This is a genomic window from Flavobacterium anhuiense (assembly GCF_004151235.1).
Classification (GTDB): domain Bacteria; phylum Bacteroidota; class Bacteroidia; order Flavobacteriales; family Flavobacteriaceae; genus Flavobacterium; species Flavobacterium anhuiense_A.
This window is the reverse complement of the sequence record NZ_JUIV01000005.1, coordinates 54,444-79,396: the sequence shown is the minus strand read 5'-3', so window position 1 is coordinate 79,396 and position 24,953 is coordinate 54,444. Positions and strand designations below refer to the sequence as shown.

Genomic DNA, 24,953 nt, shown 5'->3' with positions numbered 1-24,953 from the left:
ACAAAACTACGTAGTTAACTACATATATCCAAGCAAAAAACTGCTGAAACCAGCAGTTTTAAGTGTTTTTTATGATTTATTACAATTTTTTGTTTCTGAGTTTTATTCTTTAACTAAAACAATAACAGCTTTATATCCCGTACCAACATTCCATTCGCTTGACGAAATAACTTGGCCTTTATCGTCATAAACTTTAAATTCGGCTGTATTTGGAGAAGCAAAACCTTCGTTTAAAGCTTCGATATCAATTTTATTGATTCCTTTTTCAAGATTTATTTTGACACTTTTAAAATCGCCATTCAAAAAGACTTCTGGCTCAATAACTTTATCGTTCAAATATACTTTTACTTTATCACCGTCTACAAAGGCTGCATCACGGTACATAATAGTAGAAGTAGTAGCAGTGGTATTAAAGTTTCCTAAGAACTGATTTCTTCTGTAAAAAATTCCTTCTACATTGGCCTCTGGCTTATAGAGATTTGTGTTTTTAAATAGTTCGTCTGGATTAACTTGCAGTGGCGCAGGTTTTTCGACAGGTGCCGGCGGATTTTCTTTGGGTGCGGCTTCTTTTGGCGGAATAACTTCTTTTACAGGAGATTTCTTTGCTGGAATTGATTTGAATTTATTATCAAGTTCTTGAGCAAAACTGTGTAGCGAAAAAGAAGTAAAGGCTATTATTAAAAATATTTTTTTCATTTTTTGTATAAATATTAATCTTGAGGGGTTATATCGAAGATTAGATGCATCATAATCTTTTATATATAAACATTTTATAAAACTAATTATTGTCTTATTAATGGTTATTTTTCTAAAAATTAACTTTCCATTTTGATTCTTTCTAGTAAAAATAGAGCTATTGGAAAGTTGTTTTTAAATCCTTTGATTTGTTTTTAAGATGCTGAATGTCAATGTTGTATATTTGTGTCTTAACCAAAACATATATGCTATGATCAAGTTAAGTTTAGCCTTTCTTCTTTTTGCATTTGCTGGTTTTGCTCAAGGAAGTAAAAGTGATTCGGTTATTAAAAAACAAATTGAAGAGTATAATACTTCATTTGCAAATGTTTTTATAAAAGGAAATCAGGGCGATTTGGCAAAAGCTTATACAGATGAAACCATATTTATGCCAGAACACAGCAGGCAACGTCTAGGGAGAAAAGCAATTGAAGCATTTTATGAACAATGGCTAGCACAGGCAAAAATTAATTCTTATCAAAAAACAATTTTGGAACTGCAGGACTTTGGAAACTATGTTTTAGAAATTGGAACTTTTGCCGAAAATTTAAGTCTAAATGGACAAAATGCATTTTCTTATTCCGGAAAATATTCAGTTTTATGGGCCAAACCTTCCAAAAAGAATCAACTTCTTACGATTGCGGCCGAGATTTGGGGTTCCGCAAGTTATTTTGATGATAAAAACATTCCAAACATAGATGATGCCGCAATTCCGCCAACAAAAGAGTATATTTCATCTGATAAATTAACTTTAGAAGTAAAGGAGAGAAATAATAACATTAAAAAGTTGGTTCAAAACAGGCAAGGAGCAGAACACGCCAAAATGTTTATGCCTGATGCAATGTATTTGACGTATTATACTCCAATTCTTTCTGGTGAAAAAGAGATTACGGCTTATTTTACAGAACATGAAAAGCCAGGCACATTGCGTATCGAACAGATTTCAATTTTGACTTCAAATATTATTTTCACTCAAAAAGCCATTGTAGAATTCGGTTTTTACAATGTTGACTGGAGCGACGGCGATCGCAACGGAAATGTAAAAGGAAAAAGTATCAATGTCTGGAAAAGAAATGGAGATGGAGAATTAATGCTTTTTCGCCAGATGGTAAATCATGATTAACTTTTTGGACGATTTAGCATGTTGTTTATTTCTTTTGTTTGTTATTAAATACTAGTAATTTTCTATAATTTTGAACCCATCTTTATCATTTTTACACACGATGGGTCGATTACTTTGCATATTTTTTATTTTCATAACTTTTTTTGCTTATCCGCAATCTTCAACAAAAGAGCTGATAGATAGCTTAAACACAATCAATAATCCTGCTCGTAAGGCCGATTTGTGCTGCAAAATAGCATTAAAATTAAATAAAACAGATTGGGAAAGGGCGGTCAAGTATATAGAACTGGCCGAAACTGAAGCAAAAAAAACAGAGAAATCAAACGAAATTTTGGCTGTAGTATATACAACGGCAGGAAATCTTTACGACTCAAAAGATGTTCTAGACGTGGCGCTGCAATACTATTTGAAGGCTTATGATATTTATAAAGAAAAAAACAATCCTGCAGAAATTGCCAGCGCAGAAAACAACCTTGCCATTTTGTATGCAAAAAGCAATAATCAGGAAAAAGCCCTTAAATTTTTCTCGCATGTATATAAGTATCAGAAAGCTAAAAATGATTCGACTAAATTGGTTAAGATTCTAAATAATATTGGAACAATCTATCTCGACAAAAATGCAGACTCTTCTTTACACTATTATCAAAAGGCACATTTGATAACCGAAAAGCTGAAAAACAATACTTTAACAGTATATATTTATACCAATTTGGCAAGAACTTATGCGAAAAAGAAAGATAAGAAGAATGCCGAACTTTATTTTGAAAAGGCTTTTTCTTTGGTTAATTCAAACATCGATAATTCATTGAAATCATTTGTGTATGAATCTCTTTCGCAATATAATTTGGAAGAAAATAAATATGATGCCGCTATTGTAAATGCAAAAAAGGCTTTTGAGTTTAATAAAGATAAACCCTTTGGTTTTTCGAATATGAGATTGAATAAAATGCTTTATGAGGCCTATTTAAATATGGGTGATTACAAGAATGCGGTTTATTATTTTCAGGAATACAATAAAATTAGTGACAGCATAAATATTGAGCAGAAAGCTGTAAACCTTGAAAGAATTAAGCTTGAACAAGATTATAAAGTTAGAAGTCAGATAAGAACACTGGTCGAAGAGAAAACCAGATTTAAATATTATGTTGTCGGATTAATATTGGTTGTTGGAATATTAGTGCTCATTATTTTATTGATTCGATATCGAAATAAGCACATCAAAAATCAATTGGAGCAGGAGAAATTAAAAGCCAAACAGCAGGAACTCAAACAAAGTCTTGAAGCTAAAAACATGGTTTTGGTTGGCAAAGCAATGTCTGAAATACACCGAACAGACAACATCAATGAAATTCTGACAGACCTTAAAAAGATCAAACTCAAAACACCAAATAAAGAATTGCAGCAAGCAATAGATATTGTTTTAAAACGTCTGGAAAAAGATTTAAATACCGATATCTGGAAAGAATTTGAAATTAGTTTTGAGCAGGTTCATAAATCTTTCTTCGATAAATTGACCATAGATTATCCTACACTTACTCCAAAAGAGCGCCGTCTTTGTGCGCTGCTATATTTAGATTTAACGACAAAAGAGATTTCTCAAATCACTGGGCAATCGTTTAAATCAATAGAAAATGCCCGCACCAGACTGCGTAAAAAGTTTGATTTGACCAACGAAAAAGTAAATCTTTCCACTTATCTGAACAGTTTTAAAGCCGATTCATTGTAAAATAATTTAAAATGTAACTATTTGATATATTTGTTTTTATTTTAAAATGAGTGTTTTTTTAGTGATGCATTTTAGCCTGCGAGTGTTTTTGCAATAGTCCTTTTTTTCTGAGTCTGATACTGCCATTCTACATTTACCAAACGATTATAAAATACGTTTGGATGGACACAAAGAAAAATGAACCGAACAAAAGTTTAGATGAACTTTTGGAGGAAACAAAAACAAAAAAGAGCGCACTCTTAAAAATTCTACAGAAAATAACAAAAACCGGATCTAAGAATCAATCGCCAAATTGATTTTTGGACGGGGTTTTTGCGCTTTTGTGCGAACGAATAGAGAGCAAACTATGAACTAAAAATGCCTTAATACTAATCTAAAAATTTTAAAAAATGAACCAAACCTACTCAAACCCTAGGTATTTGTTTCTTTTGTTGGGTTTCTTAGTCTGTTCCGTCGGAATGGCTCAGTCACCTTTACCAAAAAACAAGTCGGCCAATGCGCAGACGGCCATACAATCGCCAAGCGCCAATCAGAAAAAAGATCAGGTTTTTCAGAAAACAGCAGATCAAAACAGTAATCAGAATGATGATCCTACTGTTTTATTAACTCAAAAGAGTGTAAACGGAACGACACTTTCGCAGGAAGAAAGTGATGCGGTAAATCAACGATTAAAGGCTAGCCAGAAATTTTTTGACAAAAGCCAAAGCGCTGCAACAGCCAAAAATGTGCAGATTTCAGACACTACAAAAGTGAAGTCTTTTGCTAAGTCCGCAAAATTGACTTCTAGAAATATATTTGAAGTTAAAAAAGACGCTTTCGAGTTATCGGGTTCAGATAGAATGCAGTTAAAATCGGTTTCAGATAAGCACGGACGAACTTTGGCTACGTATCAGCAACTGCACAATTCTGTTCCTGTAGAAGGAGCTATCTTCAAGGTTAGAGAAGATAAATCTAAGATTGATGCATTTGGTGCGGTGAGCAAAAAGCTGCCAGCCAGCAGTAATTATAAAGTAAATGCTTCGACGGCTTTGCAAAATGCATTAAATACGGTAAATGCTAAAGAATATGTTTGGCAGAGCAAAAAGTTATCTTCTTTGGTGCATAAAAAAATCAGCACAAAACCAGAAGGAGAATTGGTCTATGTTGGACCAAATTTCTCGTCTGAATTGACAGAATACCATTTGGCATGGAAATATGATATTTTCGCTACAAATCCGCAATCAAGCCAGACGATTTATGTAGATGCCAATACTGGAAAAGTAATCTTAAAAATTGATTTAAGCAGAGATCTTCGCTCGTCATCTTCGCCTTCTGCTGACGGAAGAGCGGCCATTGGTAAAGGAAAAGCCAGATTTGCAGGAGATGTTACTTTTGGCACAACACAATATGCAGATGGTTATAGATTGGAAACTTTATTAGGAAAATATAAAGTGCCGATTTATACTTTAAATATGAATCATGCAGAACACGCATCTGATGAAGTTTTGACAGAGTATATCGATGAGGATAACAACTGGAATGATTTATACAATAAAGATCACGATGAAGCAGCAATCGATATTCATTGGGGATTGCAAAAGACTCTGAATTATTACGAAGAAAAATTTAACCGTAATAGTGTCGATGATAAAGGAATGACCATTTTTGGTCTTGCGCACTTAGGAACCAATGTTCAGAATGCGTCTTGGACAGGAGGATGGGCGCAGTTTGGTGATGGAGACAAACAGCCATTTGTAAGTTTAGGAATTACAGGACACGAAATGACACATGCTGTAACACAATTTTCTGCAGGTTTAATTTATTTGGGAGAATCTGGTGCGATGAACGAATCGTTCAGTGATATTTTTGGAATTTCGATTGAGCTTTATGCCGGAAAAGATTCTAAAAATGATATCTGGATGCTTGGAGACGAATTGTACAAACACGGAAGTTTGAGAAGCATGTCGAATCCAAAAGCGGCTGGTCAGCCAGATACTTACGGAGGAGAATTTTGGACAAATCCTGCCAATACTAGTGTTGACAATGGAGGTGTTCACCAAAATAGTGGAATTACCAATTATTGGTATTATCTTTTAGTAGAAGGTGGCGAAGGCGTTAATGACTTAAATAACAGTTATAGCGTAAAAGCAATTGGTTTGGAAAAAGCCGAGAAAATTGCCTACACAACACTTACAGAATATTTATCGCCTTCTTCAAATTTCATGGCAATGCGTCAGGCAAGTTTGATGGCTACAGAAGATTTGTACGGATTAGGTTCTGAAGAATACAAGCAAGTAACCAATGCTTGGTATGCAATTGGTGTTGGACCTGCTTATGGAGAAAGACAGATTCTTCTAGTTTCTGTTGAGAATCCTTCAGTTCCGTGCGGACCATTAAAAGGAGAAGAGCCTTTTTATGTAAAAATTAGAAATACGGGAAGCACCGTAATTAAAGCCGATGAAAATCTAAATTTCAAATTAAGAGCAATGGCGAGTGCTCTTGGAAGATTAATCACTTTTTATACTTATGACGGAAAAGTTGCTTTTGCTAAAGATTTAAATCCAGGTGAAGAAGTGGTTTTACCATTAAAAAGTAAAATTCCATACCAAGGCAACGGAGCTACAAATTATGTAGAAGTAAAAGTAGATTTAAATCCTATAGCTGAATTTGGAGCAAAAGAAGGCTATACCTTTATTTCTCCAATCGTTGTTCCTGCGGCGCAAAAAGATTACGATCTTAAAGCAACTGCATTGACTATGCCTTATTATACAGGAGGCGTGCTTCCGTCAAACTATCAGTCATCGATGACGATTTTTAATTTAGGTTGTGCACCTATTCCGGCAGGAACGGTACTTAAAGTTGGATATGCTAATACAGCTGCCGGAAGTACAACCATTTGGAAAGATGTAACGCTTACTGCAGATTTTAAAGGAAATTCAGAAATGACTGTTGTTTTTGATAATACTTTCGATTTATCTGCACCTGGCTTACATACTTACGAAGGATTTGTAACATTGGCGCAAGATCCAATCACTACAAATAACAGTATTATAAATGCTGCATATAACGGCATTATTACACAGTTTCCATATTCTGAAGGATTTGAAAGAACAGCTGGAGGATGGAATACAAAAGCATTAGCTGGAAACCAAAAGTTTTTATTCCAAAATTATCCTGCATCATTTAGAACCGTTAAATCGCAATATATGTGGGGAATGGTAGATTTTAAAGGAACAGAAAGAATGGGACTTAATTCTGATTTTGTCTTAGAATCTCCAATTTTTGACTTTACCAATGTGACTTCTCCTTATGTAGAGTTTGATTTGTATTATTTGCTTCATACAGGATATGACGGATTAGTGGTTGAATATTCTGAAGATAAAGGCCAGAATTGGAAAAAAGTTGAAACTGTAAATTATCCAGAAACCAAGCATTTAAATGACTTATTTGATGGAGGATGGTTTACGGGCGTGAACAATAATCTGAAAAAAGATCCTTATCAAATACGTTTAAATGAGCTTGCTGGTAAAAAAGCAGCCATTCGTTTTCGTGTAAAATCAGATGATTATTATGACGGATTTTTAGGAGGGTTTATAGACAATATTTTAGTGAGCGATGCTCCTTACGATTTAGAAGTTTTATCTGCAAAACTAGATGCAGGAAAATGTGATATTAATAACAGCAATGTTACCATAAAAGCTAAGATTACAAACAATTTTGCTACTGCTAGCCAAGTGGTTAATATTACAACTAAAGTTCTTGATGCTGCAAAAACGGAGGTTTTCTCAAAAACTGAAAAAACAACTTTAAACTTTGCCAAGTTTAAAGACACAATAACGTATTCAGTGCCAAATATCAGTTTGAAAAATATTGGAGAGCACACTATTACGGTTTCTGTATTCCCTGAAGATATGGCAAAAGACCTTAAACAAGGAAATAACGCCGTGACGCTTACTTACGATAATTGGAATAATGAAGATATGAAAATCTCTGTTCTTCCTTATAAAATGGATTTTGAAGATGCTTCTAAATATAAAGGATGGAGAACTGCTGAAAATAAAGGTTCTGCAGGCTGGAAACATGGTTTACGTCCAGATTTAGGTTCGCCAGGTTGGTTTATTGCAGATCATACCAAATTTATGGCAAGTAACGATGATAAATGCAATTGTGATGCAGCAAACGATATGTTGGTTTCTCCAGTATTTGATTTGACAAATTACAAAGCAGCGCATTTAACTTTTGACGGTTTTGGAGATGCTCAGCATCTTTCTGATGGATATGTAAAAGTAAGTACAGATGGAGGGGAAACTTGGAAAGAAGTGTTTAAAATGCCTTATTATGGAAATTGGTGGGAATATGGAGTGGATTTGACCGAATATGCAGGGAAATCTTGTGTTATGATTGCCTTCGTACACAATGATAACGGATATTTTGCTAATGGTTTTGCGGTAGATAATATCGAAATTAAAGAATCTAAAACGAATTTACGACTTACAAATTTAAGTGTTCCTGAAACAGTTTATGAAGATGCTCCTTCACATGAATTTGCTGTTAATGTTAGAAATGGCGCTTACAAAGAAGTAAATAAATTCACATTTGAATATCAAGTCAGTCAGAATGGCAACGCTGTTGGAAGCCCTATTTTGGTTGAGAAAAGCGAAACTATTTTAGTTGGACAAACCATCACTTATAATTTGGCTGGTTTACCGCAATTGGCTGCAGGAAAATATGAAATTACTGTAAAAGCGTATACTGCTGATGAATCTAAAGAGAACGCCCAGATTATAAAAGGATCTTTTGAAGTCATAGCAAATGCCCCAGAATTAAGCGTTGAAACTTTTTCGAACTTGCCAGCGGGTTCATTATTTGGACAAAAAGGATTTGTTTCAAGTCAAAGTGATGATAATTATCCTTGGAGAGTTGTGATTACTCCAGACAATGTGAATCTGACTGTTCCTAAAAATGATCATACAGGTGATACTGCAAAAAATATGCTGTATAGTTCGTTAGAGAATTTATCATACTACGGAGAAGTAATTTCGCCAATGTATAAATTGTCTCAAAAAGCTTCTGCCGTTGAGTTTTATTATGCAATGCAAAGTAATGTGAATGATATTTTCTTGGTAGACATTAAAGTTGCTGGAGGAGAATGGACAGAACTTTGGAGAAGAAATAAAGAAGGCAGCTACATAGATACAGATTGGAAACGAGCATCATTGAATATCACTAAATACAGAGGAAAATCAGTAATGTTCCGTTTTAGACATGCAAAAGCAGCTGGATATTCGTATATGGTTTTAGACGACTTGAAAATCTTTAATGAAGAAGTTACAGACGTTGCAATGGAGATTTTATCGCCAAAAGATGTTTGCGGAAGTCAGGAATACAAAGTAAGATTAAGCAACGAAGGTCAGATTGCGATTAAAGAAAATAGTATTCAAGTAAAAATTGATTATTTGAACACTTCAGAGTCTATTACGGAAACAGTTGAAGCTGGAATTCCGGTTGGAGAAAGTATAGAATACACGTTCAAAAAACTGCCAAAATTAGATCAAAACGACGATTCGCATATTTTTAATTTCACAGCCAAGTTGGAAGGAGATATTATTGATCAAAATAATACGATTGAGAATTATTACTACCAAGGAGTTTCAGGTGATTTTAAATTATTTGATAACGCATCAATTCATGGTTATGCTGGTAAAAACGTTTACATTAATGCTCAAACCAATTTGCTGATTAAAGAACTAGACGCAGTTTCATACAAATGGAATACAGGAGAAGTAACCAGCGATATTGAAGTAACTAAACCAGGCGATTATATCGTTACGGCAGTTCTTGAAAACGGATGTACTTTAACAGAAAAAGTAACGGTGACATTCGATACTTTCAATTCTGAATTGCCAAGCGGTGATGTTTGCGGACCTGAAGTAGTTTTAAATCCAGGAAATTATGCGGCTTATGAATGGTTTGACGGCTCAACAGATCCAACTTTCACGACTACAGAAAGTGGAGAATATTATGTAACTGTTTACAACGAACACGGATTAGGTAAAATTTTCACAACAACTATTAATGTTTTAGAAAATAAAGTACCGGAAATTCAAGCATTAGAAGGTAATAAAATTACAGCTTCTGCTGATGCTGCAGGTTATCAGTGGTATTTAAACGGAAGAATTATCCCGAATGCGACCGAAAAAACAGTTGCAACAATCTGGGAAGGAAGTTATAGTCTTCAAGCAACCAATGCACACGGATGTACAAGTATGTCTGAACCAATTGATTCTAAAGGTCTTCTTATTGGAAAATTGACAAATTCTTTCAGAGTATTCCCAAATCCAGCTGCAGACAATGTAAATATCTTCTTGGCTGAAAAAGCTGAAGGCGAAGCTGAAATGAAGATTTACTCTATGGAAGGAAATGCGGTTTGGAGTAAAACCTATTCCGCTGTTCCATCAAGTGTAAATGTTAGCCAGCTGACTACAGGAGTTTACATTTTAGACTGTACGGTTCAAGGCAAAAAGTACACAGCTAAGATTATTAAAAAGTAACAAAATTACAGATAGAAAAGGCAGTTCTCATATAGAACTGCCCTTCTTAAAAACAAAAAATACGATGAAAAAATCAAAGCTAATAATCTGCGCGCTGTTAATGTGTGCAGGTGCAATGGCCCAAACCGAAAAGGTAAAGTTGGGTGTAAAAGCAGGTTTAAATATTTCGAGCTTGACATTTGATGAAAACGAATTGGATTCCAAAAGTAAAACAGGATTTACTGCTGGTTTAATGGCAGAAATTCCTTTGGCAAAAAACTTCTCGGTACAGCCAGAATTATTATACAGCCAGCAGGGAATGAAAATTTCGTATTCAGATCCAGACGTTCAAAATTCAGATTACAAAAGTACTATTGCCTTAAATTATTTAAATATTCCTGTAATGCTGAAATATTATGTTGTGAAAGGTTTGAGTTTGCAGGCAGGACCTCAAGTTGGAATACTTTTAAAAGCAAATAACAAATATCAAGACAACTTTTTAGGTTATGATAACCATGAAGAAATGGATTTAAAAGATTACTCAAATGGAGTAGATGCTTCTGTAAATTTCGGATTGGGTTATCAGTTTAAAGACAAGTTTTATGCAGATGCAAGATATAATTTGTCTTATACCAATGTGTTTAAAGATGTAACTGCAAACACAAATTATATTATCAACAGCGATATGAAGAATAAAGTTTTTCAAATAACGATCGGTTATTTTTTTAAATAGAGTTAGTAACACCTTCATTCCTGTAAAAACCACTCTTTTTTAGGAGTGGTTTTTTTGTTTTTTTCAAAAAATACAATTCTAATTTGCAGACACCATACCTGAGTTATATCTTTACCCAGATTTTGGTCTGCTTTTTTCAATCTGAAATAAGCAGTTAAAAGGGAATCAGGTGTAAATCCTGAACAGACCCGCTACTGTAAGTTCTACACAAAGTCTTTAAGCATACTAATGCCATTGTCCCGCTTTGCGGGGTGAGAAGGCCGTTTAAAGATAGAATAAGTCAGGAGACCTGCCACGATCACATAGTTTAAGACTTTCGTGGTATGAAGTTGATGACAAGATAATAACCTGCTATTGCATAGCGGGATTACTACTGTTATATAATTACGGCATCACACAAAGTTTATTTAATTAAATCGTGATGTATAATTGTAAAAAAACGCTTTTATCAGCTTTTATTGTATTGATTCCTTTTTTGCTTCATTCCCAAGCAGTAACAGATAGTTCTCGGGTTTTAAAAGAAGTTGTTTTAAAAGGAAAACCCTATCAGGAAGTGATTCCTGTACAAAGTCTTTCGGGCGTTCTGCTCAAGAATCTTTCTAGCCATAATGTTGCCGATGCGCTTCGTTATTTTGCAGGAACTCAAATCAAAGATTATGGCGGTGTCGGCGGTCTCAAAACGGTTGATGTTCGAAACATGGGAACGCACCATGTTGGTGTTTTTTATGACGGAATTCAGCTTGGAAATGCACAAAACGGCGTAACTGATTTAGGAAAATATTCGCTTGACGACATGGAATCGCTTACGATGTATAATGGACAGAAAAGCGAAATTTTTCAGTCGGCTAAAGACTTTGCATCAGCTTCAACAATTTATTTGCGAACCAAACGTCCTGTTTTTACAGGCAATAAAAAAACAAATCTGCTGGTTCGTTACAAAACAATGTCTATCAATTATCACGATCCTTCTTTTAGATGGGAACAAAAGCTGAGCGATAAAGTGAGTTTAAGCGTAAGTTCTGAATACATTAAGTCGAATGGACAATATAAATTTAGATATAAACGAAAAAATCAGGATGGAAGCATTGCCTACGACACCACAGCAACACGATGGAACAGCGATATAGAAGCATTCCGATTTGAATCTGGTTTGTATGGAAAAATAAACAAAGGAACTTGGGATGCCAAAGTCTATTATTATGATTCTGAGAGAGGCGCGCCGGGAGCCATTGTAGAAAATAAGTTTAAAGACGGTTTTAGGCAATTTGACAAGAACTTTTTCGGGCAATCTTCTTTAACGAAAGACGTTTCAGAAAAATTTAAATTCCAGCTAAAAGGAAAATTTGCTTACGATTACACCCATTATATTGCCAGAGATACAACCAATGTTTTAGGCGAAACCGTAACCGAAGGCGCACAATCTGACGATAGTTATTACCAGCAGGAAGCTTATTTTTCGGCTGTCAATATGTACAGCATTTTACCCACTTGGGACGTTTCACTTTCAACCGATTTTCAATACAATAAATTAAATGCGACAAGAAGAGGAATTCAGACGCAATTTTCTTTTCCACAGCGTTATACAGCGCTAGTTTCTCTTGCTACTTCGTATCGATATGAAGGTTTTAAAGTTTTAGGAAATGTACTAGGAACCCGAGTCATTGAAGAAGTAAAATACAACGCCAAAGCTCCCAATAAAACCGAATTTACGCCTGCCATATTTTTGGGTTATACTCCGTTTAAAAAATACGATTTCAATTTAAGGGCATTTGCCAAACGCATTTTCAGAATGCCAACTTTTAACGATTTGTATTATACCATGATTGGTTCAAGCACTTTGAGGCCAGAATATATGAATCAGTACGATGTTGGTTTTACGTATAATTTCCCCGTAAGAGAAAGCTTTTTTGATATATTCTCTTTTCAAGCAGATGCTTATTATACCAATACAAAAGACAAAATTGTTGCGGCTCCGACAGGAAATTTATTCCGCTGGATGATGACCAATATCGGACAAGTTAAAGGAAAAGGAATTGAAACGGTTCTGAATATGGCAACTCATTTTGATAAGCTAAAACTAGATGCCAATTTAACATACACGTATTCTCAAAGTCAGGATTTTACAAAGTTTGTTGGCTTAGAAATGTCTTCTTATGGAGATCAGATTCCGTACACGCCTTGGCACAGCGGATCTGGAATTTTAAACGCCAATTACGAATCATGGAACTTCAATTACAGTTTTATTTATGTTGGAAAACGTTACAACGGAAATGTCAATAATATCAAAGTAAATGAAGTGCAGCCTTGGTACACACACGATTTAGCCATTCAGAAATCTTTCGTATTCAAAAACTACAAATTAAACGGAACAATTGAAGTCAATAATGCTTTTAATCAGCAGTATGAAGTGATTTACAATTATCCGATGCCGGGGCGAACATTCAAATTTATAATCAGTTTTGAGTTATGAAAAAGAGCTTTTTAAAAATAGTATTTGGTTTAAGTATATCTGTCTTGTTGGTTTCCTGCCGTGAAGACGAAACGATATTTCTTTCTTCTGATACCGCTGTTGCCGCGCCAAGAAGTGACGGAAATATAGAAGGTTTTTATCTTCTGAATGAAGGCAATATGGGAATGAATCGTGCGAGTCTGGACGTCTTCAATTACAGAACAGGAAATTACACTACAGATGTATATTCAGAGCGAAATCCGAGTGTGGTAAAAGAATTGGGAGATGTTGGAAACGATATTAAAATCTATGGAAATAAGGTTTATGCAGTCATTAATTGCTCCAACAAAGTTGAGGTTTTAGAAAAATGGACAGCAAAACGCATCAAAAAAATCGATATTCCGAATTGTCGTTATGTGGCTTTTTATAAAGACAAAGCTTATGTGAGTTCGTATTCGGGACCAGTCGCGATAAATCCGAATGCAGAAATCGGTTTTGTGGCCGAAATTGATACGACTTCATTAGAAATAAAAAGAAAAGTGACCGTTGGCTATCAGCCCGAACAAATGGTTATTCATAACGGAAAATTGTATGTCGCAAATTCAGGCGGTTATAGAGTTCCAAATTACGACAGAACCGTTTCGGTTATTGATCTGGCGACTTTTACAGAAATCAAAAAAATAGATGTAGGCATTAATTTGTACAGCATGCAGATTGATAGTCGAGGCGATATTTATGTGAGTTCGCGCGGCGATTATTACAACACGCCATCTAATCTTTTTGTGATTGATACACAAACAGACGAAAAGAAGATGCAGCTCGATATTCCTGTTTCTGGAACTTGTTTAGTAGATGATTTACTGTATTACTACAGTGTTTCTTGGAGTTATTTGACAGGAAGCAATAAAGTGAGTTACGGAATTTTGGACACCAAAACCAAAAAAGTAATCACCAACCAGATTATTACGGATGGAACCGATAAAAAAATCATGATTCCGTACGGACTTCAAGTAAATCCAGAAACCAAAGAAATCTACATTACCGATGCGCAAAACTACGTCGTAACAGGCTATATCTATTGTTTTACACCCGACGGAAAATTGAAATGGAAAACTACCGCAGGGAATATTCCCGCTCATATTGCTTTTATAACTAAAAAATAACCCTTAATGACGACTAAAAATCTTTTTAAAATCGCTTTGTTTTCAATTCTCTTTTTGGGATTTGGGGCCTGCGATAAAGACAATGATACTGAAGAAAATCTGCTCCCCGCAGAAGTCCTGAAAGAATCGTATACAATTGACCGTTTTAAAGTCCTGAATATTGCAACAAACCTTCCAAATACGGCTAAACTAACTTGGAGCGTTAAAGATTCAATTATTTCAGAGAATGCCGATTTGGATTTTATTAGTCCGTTTCAGAAAAATTATCCGCTGACTTTAAAAGTTGAGATAAACGGAGAAACCAAGATTTACAACTCATCCATAAATGTTACAAAAGAAACAGGAACGTATAGTAAATATATTTCTAATGTATTTGATTTTCGTCCTGCTGTTGGGCAGTTTACAAATGAAATTCCACAATACACCGCAGGAAATACAGAAGCCAATATGATTTCTGCCGCGAAAAAGGCAATTGTAGGTTCAAATACAACCATGATTTCGTTAGGCGGTTTTGGCGGTTATGTGGTTTTTGGTTTCGATCACACGATTCCAAATATGGATGGACGAGATTTTAAGGTTTTAGGAAATGCCTTTTGGGGAAATGAAGCCAACGAAGCGCGCGCAGGATCTTGCGAACCTGGAATTATTATGGTCGCTTACGACAGAAATAAAAACGGAAAACCAGATCAAGATGAATGGTATGAAATTGCAGGGAGCGAATACTTTAAAAGCACCACAATAAAAAACTACGAAATCACTTATTTTAAGCCCGATGCCAGCAAATCTCCAGTTGCAGGAACAGAATTTTGGCAAGTTAATACAGAATACATCAAATGGCAGGATAATGCTGGAAAATCAGGATATAAAGTCCAAAATGTATTTCATGAACAAAATTATTATCCGCTCTGGATTGCCGATGCGTCTTATACTTTGAAAGGTACGCGAGTAGCAGATAATTTCTACGATCAAAGTGGCGAAGGTTCGTATTGGGTAGGCAGATCGTTTGAATTTGGTTATGCCGATAATGCGCCAAATAATGATGAAGCTTCCAATATTGATATTTCTTGGGCAGTAGATAAAAACGGAAAATATGTGAAGCTTCCAGGAATAGACTTCGTAAAAATATATACCGCAATTAATCAGGAAGCGGGCTGGCTTGGAGAAGTTTCGACTGAAGTTTCAGGCGCTTATGATTTACATCTTAACTAACACAAGAAAGAATTTTAACACATAGAAACATAGATTTTAGAAACTCATAAAGGCGTTTCACTTTTTTAAATACACATAGCTATGTGTTAGAAACTAGTTTCTTTCTCTATTCTTTTAACACAATTAAATCTATGTCTCTCTGTGTTGCAATAATCATTAACACAACATTTTAAAATCAATACATTATGAAGAAAAACTACTTTATAGTAATAATGCTATTTTTTGCATTTCTAAATCATGCACAGACAAAAGTGCAAGGCGTTCCTAGAAATGACATTAAATTAAAAACAGGAACGCAAAAACAATTAACAGCAAAGAATGCTAATGCAACGACTTTTGATGATATTCAGTTTTGGGTTGGTACCGGTGCCAATAAAGCAGCATTTGCCGTACAATGGAACGACGGAAAAAATGCAGACGCCTTAATCTGGGGATTTAAATGGAACGGAAATGCAACTGGAGAAGATATGATGAAAGCCATTGCAAAAGCCGATCCTCGTTTTTACACTCTTTTGTTGCAAGGAACACAATTTGGAACTGCAATTGGCGGATTCGGTTTTGATTTGGACGGAGCCAACACAATTGGATTGTACAAAAGCGGAAATGTAACGTATCCGTATTATCCTGTAAGCGGTATCGGTATCGTAAATACATCGGTTTACGATTTTGACGAATATACGCCAATAGACGCATCAGATCACTGGCAATCTGGTTGGACAGTTAATGGATATTGGTCTTATTGGGTAAGAGACGATGTTAATAATAGTTTTGATTATTCTGGATTAGGAGCATCGAGCCGAGTTTTACAAAATGGCTCTTGGGACGTCTGGAATTTTAATGTTTCGTTTGCAGAAGAACCAATTGCAGCATTTACGCCTGTAACGCCTTATTCGAATGCGATAGATTTTACAAAAGGCTATTTTATGGTAAACGAAGAATGGTTTGGCCATACTAATGGATCTGTAAATTTTGTCAGCAATGACGGGAAGATTAATTATAGAGTGTATAGCGATGTAAATGAAAATAAAGCTTTTGGCGCTACAACGCAATACGGAACTATTTACGGAGATAAGTTTTATTTTGTTTCCAAACAAGCTAAAGATGGAGGCGATACACAATATACTCCAGGAGGAAGGCTAGTTGTAGCTGATGCTTTAACCATGAAAACCCTTGCAGAATTTGATAATGTAGGAGGAGGAGACGGACGTTCTTTTGTTGGAGTTGATGAAAAAACAGGATATATAGGAGCTTCAAACGGTGTTTTTATTTTTGATATTGCCAATATGAAAGTCGGAAATCTTATTGCAGGGACAGGTGGTGGAAGCCAGTATGCGGGTCAGATTGGAAACATGATTCGTACTTCTCAATATGTATTTGCCGTAAAACAAAATGGTGGAATTTTGGTCATTGATCCTAAAACTAATACTGTCATAAAAACCATTACAGGCGCGTTTCATTCGGTTACACAATCTAAAGATGGAAGCATTTGGGGAATTCAAAATAAGAAGCTAATTAATATTGATCCTTTAACTTTTGCAACTGTTGAATATGCCATACCAACTACTCAATATTTAGGTTCGTGGGGTGCGTGGAATGCAGGTAGTTTTACATACAGCAATAAGGAAAATGCTTTGTATTGGATGAATTCTGTCAACGCATTTACGTCGGGTGTTCTAATTATAAAGTTTGATGTAGCAACTAAAAAATTCAATGAAAGTTTTGCTACGCTTCCGGGACAAACAGGAACTTTTAAGCAAATTCCGTATGGAGCAGCGTTGAGAATCGATCCCATTTCAGATCAAATTATTGTAAACACAACAGAAAGCGGTTTTGGAGCACATTACCAAAAAAATTGGATTCATACTTTTGACAATACGGGAAAACTAATTGATACTAAAATTCTAAATGATTATTACTGGTTTCCTGCTATGACGGTATTTCCAGATAATGCTGCACCAGTTGTAAATGCAATTTTGCCTTCGGAAATTTCAACAGGAAGCCCAACGATTATTGATTTAAAAACAGTAGTTTCAGATGAAGACAATTTATCTGCGGCAATTGTAAAAACAATAAAATCTAATAGCGATGAAAACATCGTTTCGGCAGAAATTAATGCGAATGAAGAATTGGTTATTACACCGAAAATAGGAGGAAAAGCAACAGTTGTAATCAGTTTTAATTCTAATGGAAAAATTGTAGAAAAATCGATTTTGGTTGACACAGCGGTTTTAGGCAGAGACGAATTCACGAAAGTGCAATTATCAATTTATCCAAATCCAGTTTCAGATTATCTAAATATTAACACTGAAGATGAAATAACAGATATTGTAATTTATGATGTTAACGGAAGAACTATCAATACCAGAATAAACAACAATCAAATCGATGTAAGCAATTTTGCCAAAGGTTTTTATATTATCAATATTGTAACCGACAAAGCAAAGTATACACAGAAATTTATTAAAAGATAAAGTTTTAAAATTGAATATTAGAGGCTGTCACTTTGGTGCCAGCCTTTTTTTAATGCTCCGTCATATCGGTAACAATCATTATATTTACAATACAAAATTCCGAATATTATGAAAGCATTGGTAATTGGAGCTACAGGCGCAACAGGAAAAGAGCTGGTTGATCTTCTTTTAAAAGATAATAATTATACAGCAGTTTCAATTTTTGTGAGACGTTCAACAGGAAAATCACATCCAAAACTCAGAGAACATGTTGTTGATTTTTCGAATGTCAATTCATTTCAGGATTTAATTATGGGAGATGTTCTTTTCTCTTGTTTAGGAACAACGCTGAAAGATGCAGGTTCAAAAGAAAAACAATGGAAAATCGATTATGATATTCCTGCCAATTTTGCTGCTGTGGCAAAACAAAATAATGTAAAATCTATGGTTTTAGTTTCTTCTTACGGAGCCTCGGCAAAAAGCAGCGTATATTATTCTATGATAAAAGGAAAACTGGAAGATTATCTTCAAGGACTTAATTTTGCTCAATATATTATTTTCAGACCAGGCCCTTTAATTCGTGAAAACACAGATCGTTTAGGCGAAAAGATTTCAATTAAAGTCATAAAGTTCTTCAATGCGATTGGGCTTTTCAAAAATCTGAAACCTATAACAACTGCTTTTTTAGCTGAGAAATTAGTAAAAGCAACCGAAACACTTCCAGAAGGTATGACAATACTTGAATTAAACAGTATTCTTAAATTGTAAAGAAAGTTTGTTGTTTATGATGTAAAGAAAAATTGAATTAGAATAAGATTAAGTAGTCGAAAAAGTAATACTTAAGTCTTGTAAGATATAATTTTATAATAAACTCCCTGCTGAAAAAGGGCTTTTAGACTAATTTGCTTTACCTTTATACTTTTACTACGCCGAAGAAATGAATACGAATTACCCCATTCCAGAAAACGAACTACAGCGTTTAGCAGCCCTAAAACGTTATAATATACTTGACACACTTCCAGATGATGCTTTTGATGATGCCACAAAGCTTGTAGCTTATATTTGTGGTGTGCCAATTGCTCATATTTCTTTTATTGATGAAAACAGGCAATGGTTCAAATCCGAAATTGGAATAGGGGTTTCTGAAGTGCCGCGCGAAATCTCTTTTTGCCAGTATACCATCTTGGACTCTAAAATGACAGAAATAAACGATACTTTACTTAATGATCGTTTTAAAGATGATCCTAACGTTACTGGAGGTTTTAATATACGATTTTATGCAGGTGTGCCGCTTACAACGCCAGATGGCTATAATATTGGAACTATATGTGCTATTGATCATGAGGCCAAGGTATTGAATGAAAATCAGCGTAATGCACTTTCTATTGTGGCTAAACATGTTATTACTTCATTGGAATTAAGCACAAAAAACAATCAATTGTACACGCAACGAAAAATCGCAGAACGAGCGGTTTTGGCAAGAGATAGTTTTTTAGCCAATATGAGTCATGAAATCAGGACGCCTCTTAATGCAATTATTGGTTTTACAGATCTGCTGGCACAGACAGAACTCGATGATACGCAGCGCGATTATATTGGAAATGTTCAAATTGCAGGCGAAAATTTACTTTTGATCGTAAATGATATTTTGGATTTGTCTAAAATGGAATCTGGAAATTTACCAATCGAATCCGAGCCATTTAATTTGAAGAAAACCCTCAGACATGTCTATAGTTTGCTGAAAGTAAAAGTGCAGAAAGAGGTTGAGTTTGATCTTTTTCTTGATGCTGAATTGCCAGATATGGTGATTGGCGATCAGGGAAGACTCAATCAGATATTGGTAAATCTTATTGGCAATGCACTTAAGTTTACAAATGAAGGAGAAGTGACCGTTTCGGTAAAGAAAATAAAGGAAACAGAAGACAGTTATTCATTTAAATTTTCTATAAAAGACACTGGAATCGGAATCCCAAAAGATAAGCTTGAAACTATTTTTGAACGTTTTACGCAAGGCGAAGAAAGTACAACACGTACATTTGGAGGCACTGGACTTGGACTTAATATTGTAAAACAACTTGTAGAACTTCAGAAAGGGGAGGTTCATGTAAAAAGCACTCTAAACCGCGGTTCTGAGTTTTTCTTTACGCTTTCGTATAAAAAAACGAATTTAGAGGAAAAAGAAGTCAAGACAGTATCAAAAAATGATTTAGGCAATCTTAAAATTTTGCTTTGTGAAGACAATGTTTTAAACCAAAAGCTTGCAAAAAGCGTAATTAATAATTTTGGATTTGATTTGGATATTGCGCAGAATGGTGAGGAAGGCATCGAACTTTTGTCTCAAAATAAATATGATTTGGTTTTAATGGATTTGCAGATGCCTGTTAAAGACGGCTATCAAACTACAGAATACATACGAAATGAGATGAACTCCAATATTCCAATTATTGCCATGACAGCACATTCTCTGGTAGGAGAGCAGGAGAGATGTTACAAAGTGGGAATGAATGGTTATGTGCCAAAACCCTTTAAACAGTCTGTTCTTTTAAAAGCTATAAAAACGGTAATGTCGCCAGATGCTGACTCGCATCATAAGAGAATTATTGATATGTCTTTTTTGGATGAAATGTCTGGAGGTGATCCCGAATTTATGAAGGATATGATAGGTCTTTTTACTGAAAAAATTCCAGTTCAATCGGCTCAGTTAGAAGAAGCATTTAAGAATGCCGATTACGACAACGTAAAAAAACTGGCTCATAATATGAAATCCAGCATGGACATTTTTATGCTCCAAGATTTAAGCAATTGCCTGTCGATTATCGAAGAAGAAGCATCATCTGGCAAATTTACCGCCGAAACATTAGATAAAGTAAATATTTTTAGTTGCGGAATCGAGGAAGTCGTTAAAATTTTAAAAGAGTTATGATATAAGCGAAATATACAGTAGCTTTATAGTAATGATGATATAATTTTGGTTTGTCCCAAAGCGAAAAAATTAAAAAATGAGAATTATTGTAGCCGAAGATAATGATATCCTACGCAAATCGTTGTCTTTTTTCTTAGAGTCTAAAGGATTTAATGTTGACCAGTTTTCTGATGGTAAAGAGGCGCTAGAAGCGATCGAAAAAGAGAACTATGATTTAATATTAACCGATATAAATATGCCGGGAGTAAGTGGGATGGAAATTACCCAACATGTCAGAGAGAACCTTAAATCTGACATTCCTGTTATTATATTGACTTCTTCGGGTGTTGAACAGACCGAGCTAGATTCTTTTGATATTGGAGCAAACGAATTTATTGCCAAACCCGTAAGTCCGGCTGTACTTTTAGTGAGGATTAACAAATTACTAAAAACCCGAATCTGATGAAGTTTGTATATTATTCTATTTTACTGCTTTTTATTTCTACAATTGCAATTGGCCAAGAAATCAATGTTGATGAGACTCTGGCAAATGCACGACGTGAAGCTGAAAAAGAAAATTATGATAAAGCATTGTCGCTGATAGAACCCCTTCGCGCAAAATATCCTGAAAACGAGGATGTGCAGACTTTTGCGGGACGAATTTACAGCTGGAAAAAGGATTATAAAACGGCTATAAAGATTTTGTCTCCCATGGCAGACAGAAACAATCCCAATCCTGAGGCATTGCAAGCACTTATAAATGTGTATTTCTGGACAGAAGATTACGAAAAATGTATTTCGTATTGCGATAAATACCTTGCTATTGATTCAAAATCGGTTGAGGTTTTGAAAATTAAAGCCACTTGTCTGGAAAAATTAAATCGCGATCAAGAAGCGTTAGATTTAATAGAAAAAGCTTCTTACATTGATAATAGTACTCAAGCCTTTAGTGGAATACGCACACTTATTGGACGTAAAGCAAAAAATACAGTTTCGGCTTCCTATTTAAATATCTCGACATCAGATCCTGGTCAGCAGCCATTTCATTACGGATATGTTGAGTATTCGCATAAATTCAGCAAATCGGCAATCGTAGGAAGAGCAAATATTGGAAATATCGGGAGCGAAACCCAAATGCTTTTTGAAACCGATTTTTATCAAACCTTTTCAAACAAAAGCTATTTGTATGCAAATGCAGGAGTATCAACAGGAGAAACTATATTTCCTGTAGCCAAAGCTGGTTTAGAATATTATTTTAAGCCACAGAAACATTTTGATTTTTCTCTTGGAGGAAGATTTATGCATTTTGATACAGACGACATTACGCTGCTTACTGGACAAGTTGCCTATAATGCAGGAATTTATACTTTTGCCTACAGACCTTATTATGATATTTCGAACGAACTTTTTTCTCATGTTTTAAGCGTTCAGCGCGTAAATGAAGAAAAAGAACGCCTAATAAGATTGGAACTGCAATACGGAAATGTTCCGTATCTGTATCTCTACAATAATTTTACACAGCCATTAAAAGCCTATCGTGTCGGACTTCAATATCAGCATCGTTTTGGCGATTCGTTTTTTGTGCGCCCTATTTTTCTTTATGAATATGAAGAATATATTCCTAGCGAATACAGAAATAAGTTTAATGTGCAGCTAATTGTAACAAAACGCTTTTAAGATGACAGAATTCTGGGAACTATATAAAAATGGCCAGTGGGAAGTCCCTTTTCTCACGTTTTCCATATATCTGTTCGTAGCGGCATCATTTATTCTATATCTCATTATTGTAGGAAGCAGAAACAGCAAAATTAAAAAAGAAAGACTTAGTAAAGAGTACAGTACAACGATAGACAAAATAATGTCGGCTGTTATTTTTGAGAATGTTCCGTTTTCTGAAATTAAAGAAGACAAAAATTTTCTAGTACTTTTTGATACTTCTTTTTTTAGAGAAGTTTTGACCGAATCGCTTATCAATTTGCATAAAAACTACGAAGGAATTTATGCTCAGAAATTAGAACAGTTTTATAAAGATTCGGGATTAATAAAATCTTCGTTCCGAAAGCTTAAAAGTCTGAAATGGGAAGTAAAATGCAAAGGAATTACCGAACTGGCAGAGTTTAATATTAAAGAAGCATTTGATCAGATTATTGGTTATTCCAAAGCCAGAAAAAAAACATTGAAGATTGTTGCCCTAAATGCCGCTATCAAACTTGAAGGAACCGAGAGCATAAAATATTTGGTAGACCATTCAGATCCCATAGACGATTGGATGCAGCTAAATATCATTGGCGCTTTCAAAAAGCACGATATTGGCGATACAGTTGGAATTGAACATTTGCTGGAATCGCAAAACACGACAGTGGTTACGCTTGGATTAAAATTGATTAAAGAGCTTAAATTGTCTCAGAAAGTTCCTCATGTGGCGCAATTGGCATCTCAAACAACAAATGTAATCATCAAATACGAAGCGCAGAGTATTTTACAGACCTTAACAGCATAATTTTAAGAAAAAATGACTTTTTTTAATACGGAAATATCGTGGTTTTTGGATGTATATATACTCCTGATATTGGGTTACGCCATATTAATTATGTCTTCTTATTTAATGTTGGCTTATATTTCTACAAAAGAGCTTAGAAAATATCTAAAACGAAACAGCTTTGTAGATTATGAAGTCTTGCTAACTAGTGAGTTTGCTCCAAAACTTTCGCTTATTGCACCTGCCTATAATGAAGGTCTTACAATTGAAGAAAATGTAAAATCGTTGCTTTCGCTGAATTACAACAATTATCAAGTTATCGTGGTAAACGACGGAAGCAAAGACAATTCGATGGAAATCTTAACCAAAACCTACGATTTGGTTTTAACCGATTTAGACTTTCATCCACAAATTGAAACCAAAAAGATTAGAGGAATTTATACTTCTAGAAATGCAGCTTTCAAAAAACTAATTGTTGTTGATAAAGAGAATGGAGGCAAAGCCGATGCACTAAACGTCGGACTTAATATTGCTCAAAATCCGTATGTGGTTTGTATTGATGTCGATTGTATTTTAGATAAAGATTCGCTTTTAAAACTCGCAAAACCCTTTTTAGAATCCTACGGAAAACGTATTATAGCAACTGGTGGAGTAGTACGAATTGCAAACCAATGCATCATTAAAAACGGACGCTTGGTCGAAGTAAATGTTCCAGATGTAATGCTGTCAAGAATTCAAGTTTTAGAGTATCTGAGAGCTTTTCTTTTGGGAAGAATGGCTTGGGGAAAACTAGACGGATTGTTGTTGATTAGCGGCGCCTTTGGTGCTTTTGATAAAGAAATTGCCATACTTTCTGGCGGTTACAGCACCAAAACGGTTGGAGAAGATATGGAACTTATAGTAAGAATGCGCCGTTATATGCTGGATAATAAACTGCCTTATTCTGTCAGTTACATTCCCGATCCGCTTTGTTGGACTGAAGCGCCTGAAGATTTCAAAATATTCAAAAAACAGCGTTCCCGCTGGATGAGAGGAACTATTGAGACTTTGAGCATTCATCGCAGAATGTTTCTTAACCCAAAATATAAATTACTGGGAATGTTAAGTGTGCCGTATTGGACTTTGTTTGAATTTCTCGCTCCTGCAATAGAATTTATTGGTTTAGTCATTACCGCTATTTTTATAATATTTGGTCTTCTAAACTGGCATTTTTTCTTCTTGTTATTGTTTTTTGTGTATTCGTTTGCAGTTTTGTTCTCTGTAATTGCTTTATACAGCGAGGAAAAAACCTATCATAAATACCCAAAACAAGCCGATTTTTTTAAACTTTTAATGGCTGCTTTTATTGAACCTTTTTATTTTCATCCACTTACGGTTTATGCGGCGTTAATTGGCTATAAGGAAAAAATTATGGGAACCAAAGGCTGGGGCGAAATGACCAGAAAAGGATTTACTAAGAAAGAATAAAAAACTAA

At 34.9% G+C, this 24,953-nt stretch carries 15 protein-coding genes and 1 riboswitch; of the genes, 14 read left to right on the top strand and 1 reads right to left on the bottom strand.

Annotation, left to right across the window (positions count from 1 at the left end; genetic code table 11):
• Positions 1–102: 102 nt before the first annotated feature.
• Positions 103–696: a hypothetical protein gene (locus NU08_RS08955; protein ID WP_129746799.1), complete on the bottom strand. Its 594-nt coding sequence runs from the start codon at positions 694–696 to the stop codon at positions 103–105.
• A gap of 250 nt (positions 697–946) precedes the next feature.
• Here NU08_RS08955 and NU08_RS08950 point away from each other — a divergent pair, with 250 nt between their 5' ends.
• The 14 genes from NU08_RS08950 (at position 947) to NU08_RS08885 (ending at position 24,945) form a co-directional block, all read left to right on the top strand.
• Complete coding sequence (locus tag NU08_RS08950; RefSeq protein ID WP_129746798.1) at positions 947–1,858, top strand: nuclear transport factor 2 family protein; 912 nt, start codon at positions 947–949, stop codon at positions 1,856–1,858.
• Positions 1,859–1,958: 100 nt separating this feature from the next.
• Complete coding sequence (locus tag NU08_RS08945) at positions 1,959–3,584, top strand: tetratricopeptide repeat protein (RefSeq protein ID WP_129746797.1); 1,626 nt, start codon at positions 1,959–1,961, stop codon at positions 3,582–3,584.
• A 389-nt stretch (positions 3,585–3,973) separates the two neighbouring features.
• Positions 3,974–10,114, top strand: a complete 6,141-nt coding sequence (locus NU08_RS08940) for a M4 family metallopeptidase (protein ID WP_129746796.1) — start codon at positions 3,974–3,976, stop codon at positions 10,112–10,114.
• 64 nt (positions 10,115–10,178) lie between these two features.
• Positions 10,179–10,826: a porin family protein gene (locus NU08_RS08935; protein ID WP_129746795.1), complete on the top strand. Its 648-nt coding sequence runs from the start codon at positions 10,179–10,181 to the stop codon at positions 10,824–10,826.
• A 106-nt stretch (positions 10,827–10,932) separates the two neighbouring features.
• Positions 10,933–11,138, top strand: a riboswitch (cobalamin riboswitch).
• Between the two features lie 109 nt (positions 11,139–11,247).
• On the top strand, positions 11,248–13,296 hold the full coding sequence (locus tag NU08_RS08930) for a TonB-dependent receptor (RefSeq protein ID WP_129746794.1): 2,049 nt from the start codon (positions 11,248–11,250) through the stop codon (positions 13,294–13,296).
• Complete coding sequence (locus NU08_RS08925; RefSeq protein WP_129746793.1) at positions 13,293–14,438, top strand: DUF5074 domain-containing protein; 1,146 nt, start codon at positions 13,293–13,295, stop codon at positions 14,436–14,438. The genes NU08_RS08930 and NU08_RS08925 overlap by 4 nt, the downstream gene beginning before the upstream one ends.
• A gap of 6 nt (positions 14,439–14,444) precedes the next feature.
• Positions 14,445–15,647, top strand: coding sequence for a cell surface protein (locus NU08_RS08920; RefSeq protein WP_165352439.1), 1,203 nt, complete (start codon positions 14,445–14,447; stop codon positions 15,645–15,647).
• 185 nt (positions 15,648–15,832) lie between these two features.
• Positions 15,833–18,118, top strand: a complete 2,286-nt coding sequence (locus NU08_RS08915) for a DUF5074 domain-containing protein (protein ID WP_129746792.1) — start codon at positions 15,833–15,835, stop codon at positions 18,116–18,118.
• Between the two features lie 108 nt (positions 18,119–18,226).
• The gene (locus NU08_RS08910) at positions 18,227–18,865 is read left to right on the top strand and encodes an NAD(P)H-binding protein (protein WP_129746791.1); all 639 of its coding nucleotides are present in this window, start codon (positions 18,227–18,229) and stop codon (positions 18,863–18,865) included.
• Between the two features lie 169 nt (positions 18,866–19,034).
• Positions 19,035–21,020: a GAF domain-containing hybrid sensor histidine kinase/response regulator gene (locus tag NU08_RS08905; RefSeq protein ID WP_129746790.1), complete on the top strand. Its 1,986-nt coding sequence runs from the start codon at positions 19,035–19,037 to the stop codon at positions 21,018–21,020.
• A gap of 76 nt (positions 21,021–21,096) precedes the next feature.
• Positions 21,097–21,462, top strand: a complete 366-nt coding sequence (locus NU08_RS08900) for a response regulator transcription factor (RefSeq protein WP_111369569.1) — start codon at positions 21,097–21,099, stop codon at positions 21,460–21,462.
• A complete protein-coding gene (locus NU08_RS08895; protein WP_129746789.1) occupies positions 21,462–22,676 on the top strand; it encodes a tetratricopeptide repeat protein in 1,215 nt (404 codons plus the stop codon). Before NU08_RS08900 ends, NU08_RS08895 begins: the two co-directional genes overlap by 1 nt.
• Position 22,677: 1 nt before the next feature.
• On the top strand, positions 22,678–23,499 hold the full coding sequence (locus NU08_RS08890) for a hypothetical protein (protein WP_129746788.1): 822 nt from the start codon (positions 22,678–22,680) through the stop codon (positions 23,497–23,499).
• Between the two features lie 12 nt (positions 23,500–23,511).
• Entirely contained in the window at positions 23,512–24,945 is a 1,434-nt protein-coding gene (locus NU08_RS08885) for a glycosyltransferase family 2 protein (protein WP_129746787.1), read from the top strand.
• Positions 24,946–24,953 lie beyond the last annotated feature (8 nt).

Coding starts and splice junctions, on each gene's coding strand:
- NU08_RS08895 (WP_129746789.1), top strand. CDS start 21,462: ATGAAGTTTGTATATTATTCTATTTTACTGCTTTTTATTTCTACAATT.
- NU08_RS08890 (WP_129746788.1), top strand. CDS start 22,678: ATGACAGAATTCTGGGAACTATATAAAAATGGCCAGTGGGAAGTCCCT.
- NU08_RS08910 (WP_129746791.1), top strand. CDS start 18,227: ATGAAAGCATTGGTAATTGGAGCTACAGGCGCAACAGGAAAAGAGCTG.
- NU08_RS08905 (WP_129746790.1), top strand. CDS start 19,035: ATGAATACGAATTACCCCATTCCAGAAAACGAACTACAGCGTTTAGCA.
- NU08_RS08945 (WP_129746797.1), top strand. CDS start 1,959: ATGGGTCGATTACTTTGCATATTTTTTATTTTCATAACTTTTTTTGCT.
- NU08_RS08955 (WP_129746799.1), bottom strand. CDS start 696: ATGAAAAAAATATTTTTAATAATAGCCTTTACTTCTTTTTCGCTACAC.
- NU08_RS08950 (WP_129746798.1), top strand. CDS start 947: ATGATCAAGTTAAGTTTAGCCTTTCTTCTTTTTGCATTTGCTGGTTTT.
- NU08_RS08935 (WP_129746795.1), top strand. CDS start 10,179: ATGAAAAAATCAAAGCTAATAATCTGCGCGCTGTTAATGTGTGCAGGT.
- NU08_RS08915 (WP_129746792.1), top strand. CDS start 15,833: ATGAAGAAAAACTACTTTATAGTAATAATGCTATTTTTTGCATTTCTA.
- NU08_RS08930 (WP_129746794.1), top strand. CDS start 11,248: ATGTATAATTGTAAAAAAACGCTTTTATCAGCTTTTATTGTATTGATT.
- NU08_RS08940 (WP_129746796.1), top strand. CDS start 3,974: ATGAACCAAACCTACTCAAACCCTAGGTATTTGTTTCTTTTGTTGGGT.
- NU08_RS08925 (WP_129746793.1), top strand. CDS start 13,293: ATGAAAAAGAGCTTTTTAAAAATAGTATTTGGTTTAAGTATATCTGTC.
- NU08_RS08920 (WP_165352439.1), top strand. CDS start 14,445: ATGACGACTAAAAATCTTTTTAAAATCGCTTTGTTTTCAATTCTCTTT.
- NU08_RS08900 (WP_111369569.1), top strand. CDS start 21,097: ATGAGAATTATTGTAGCCGAAGATAATGATATCCTACGCAAATCGTTG.
- NU08_RS08885 (WP_129746787.1), top strand. CDS start 23,512: ATGACTTTTTTTAATACGGAAATATCGTGGTTTTTGGATGTATATATA.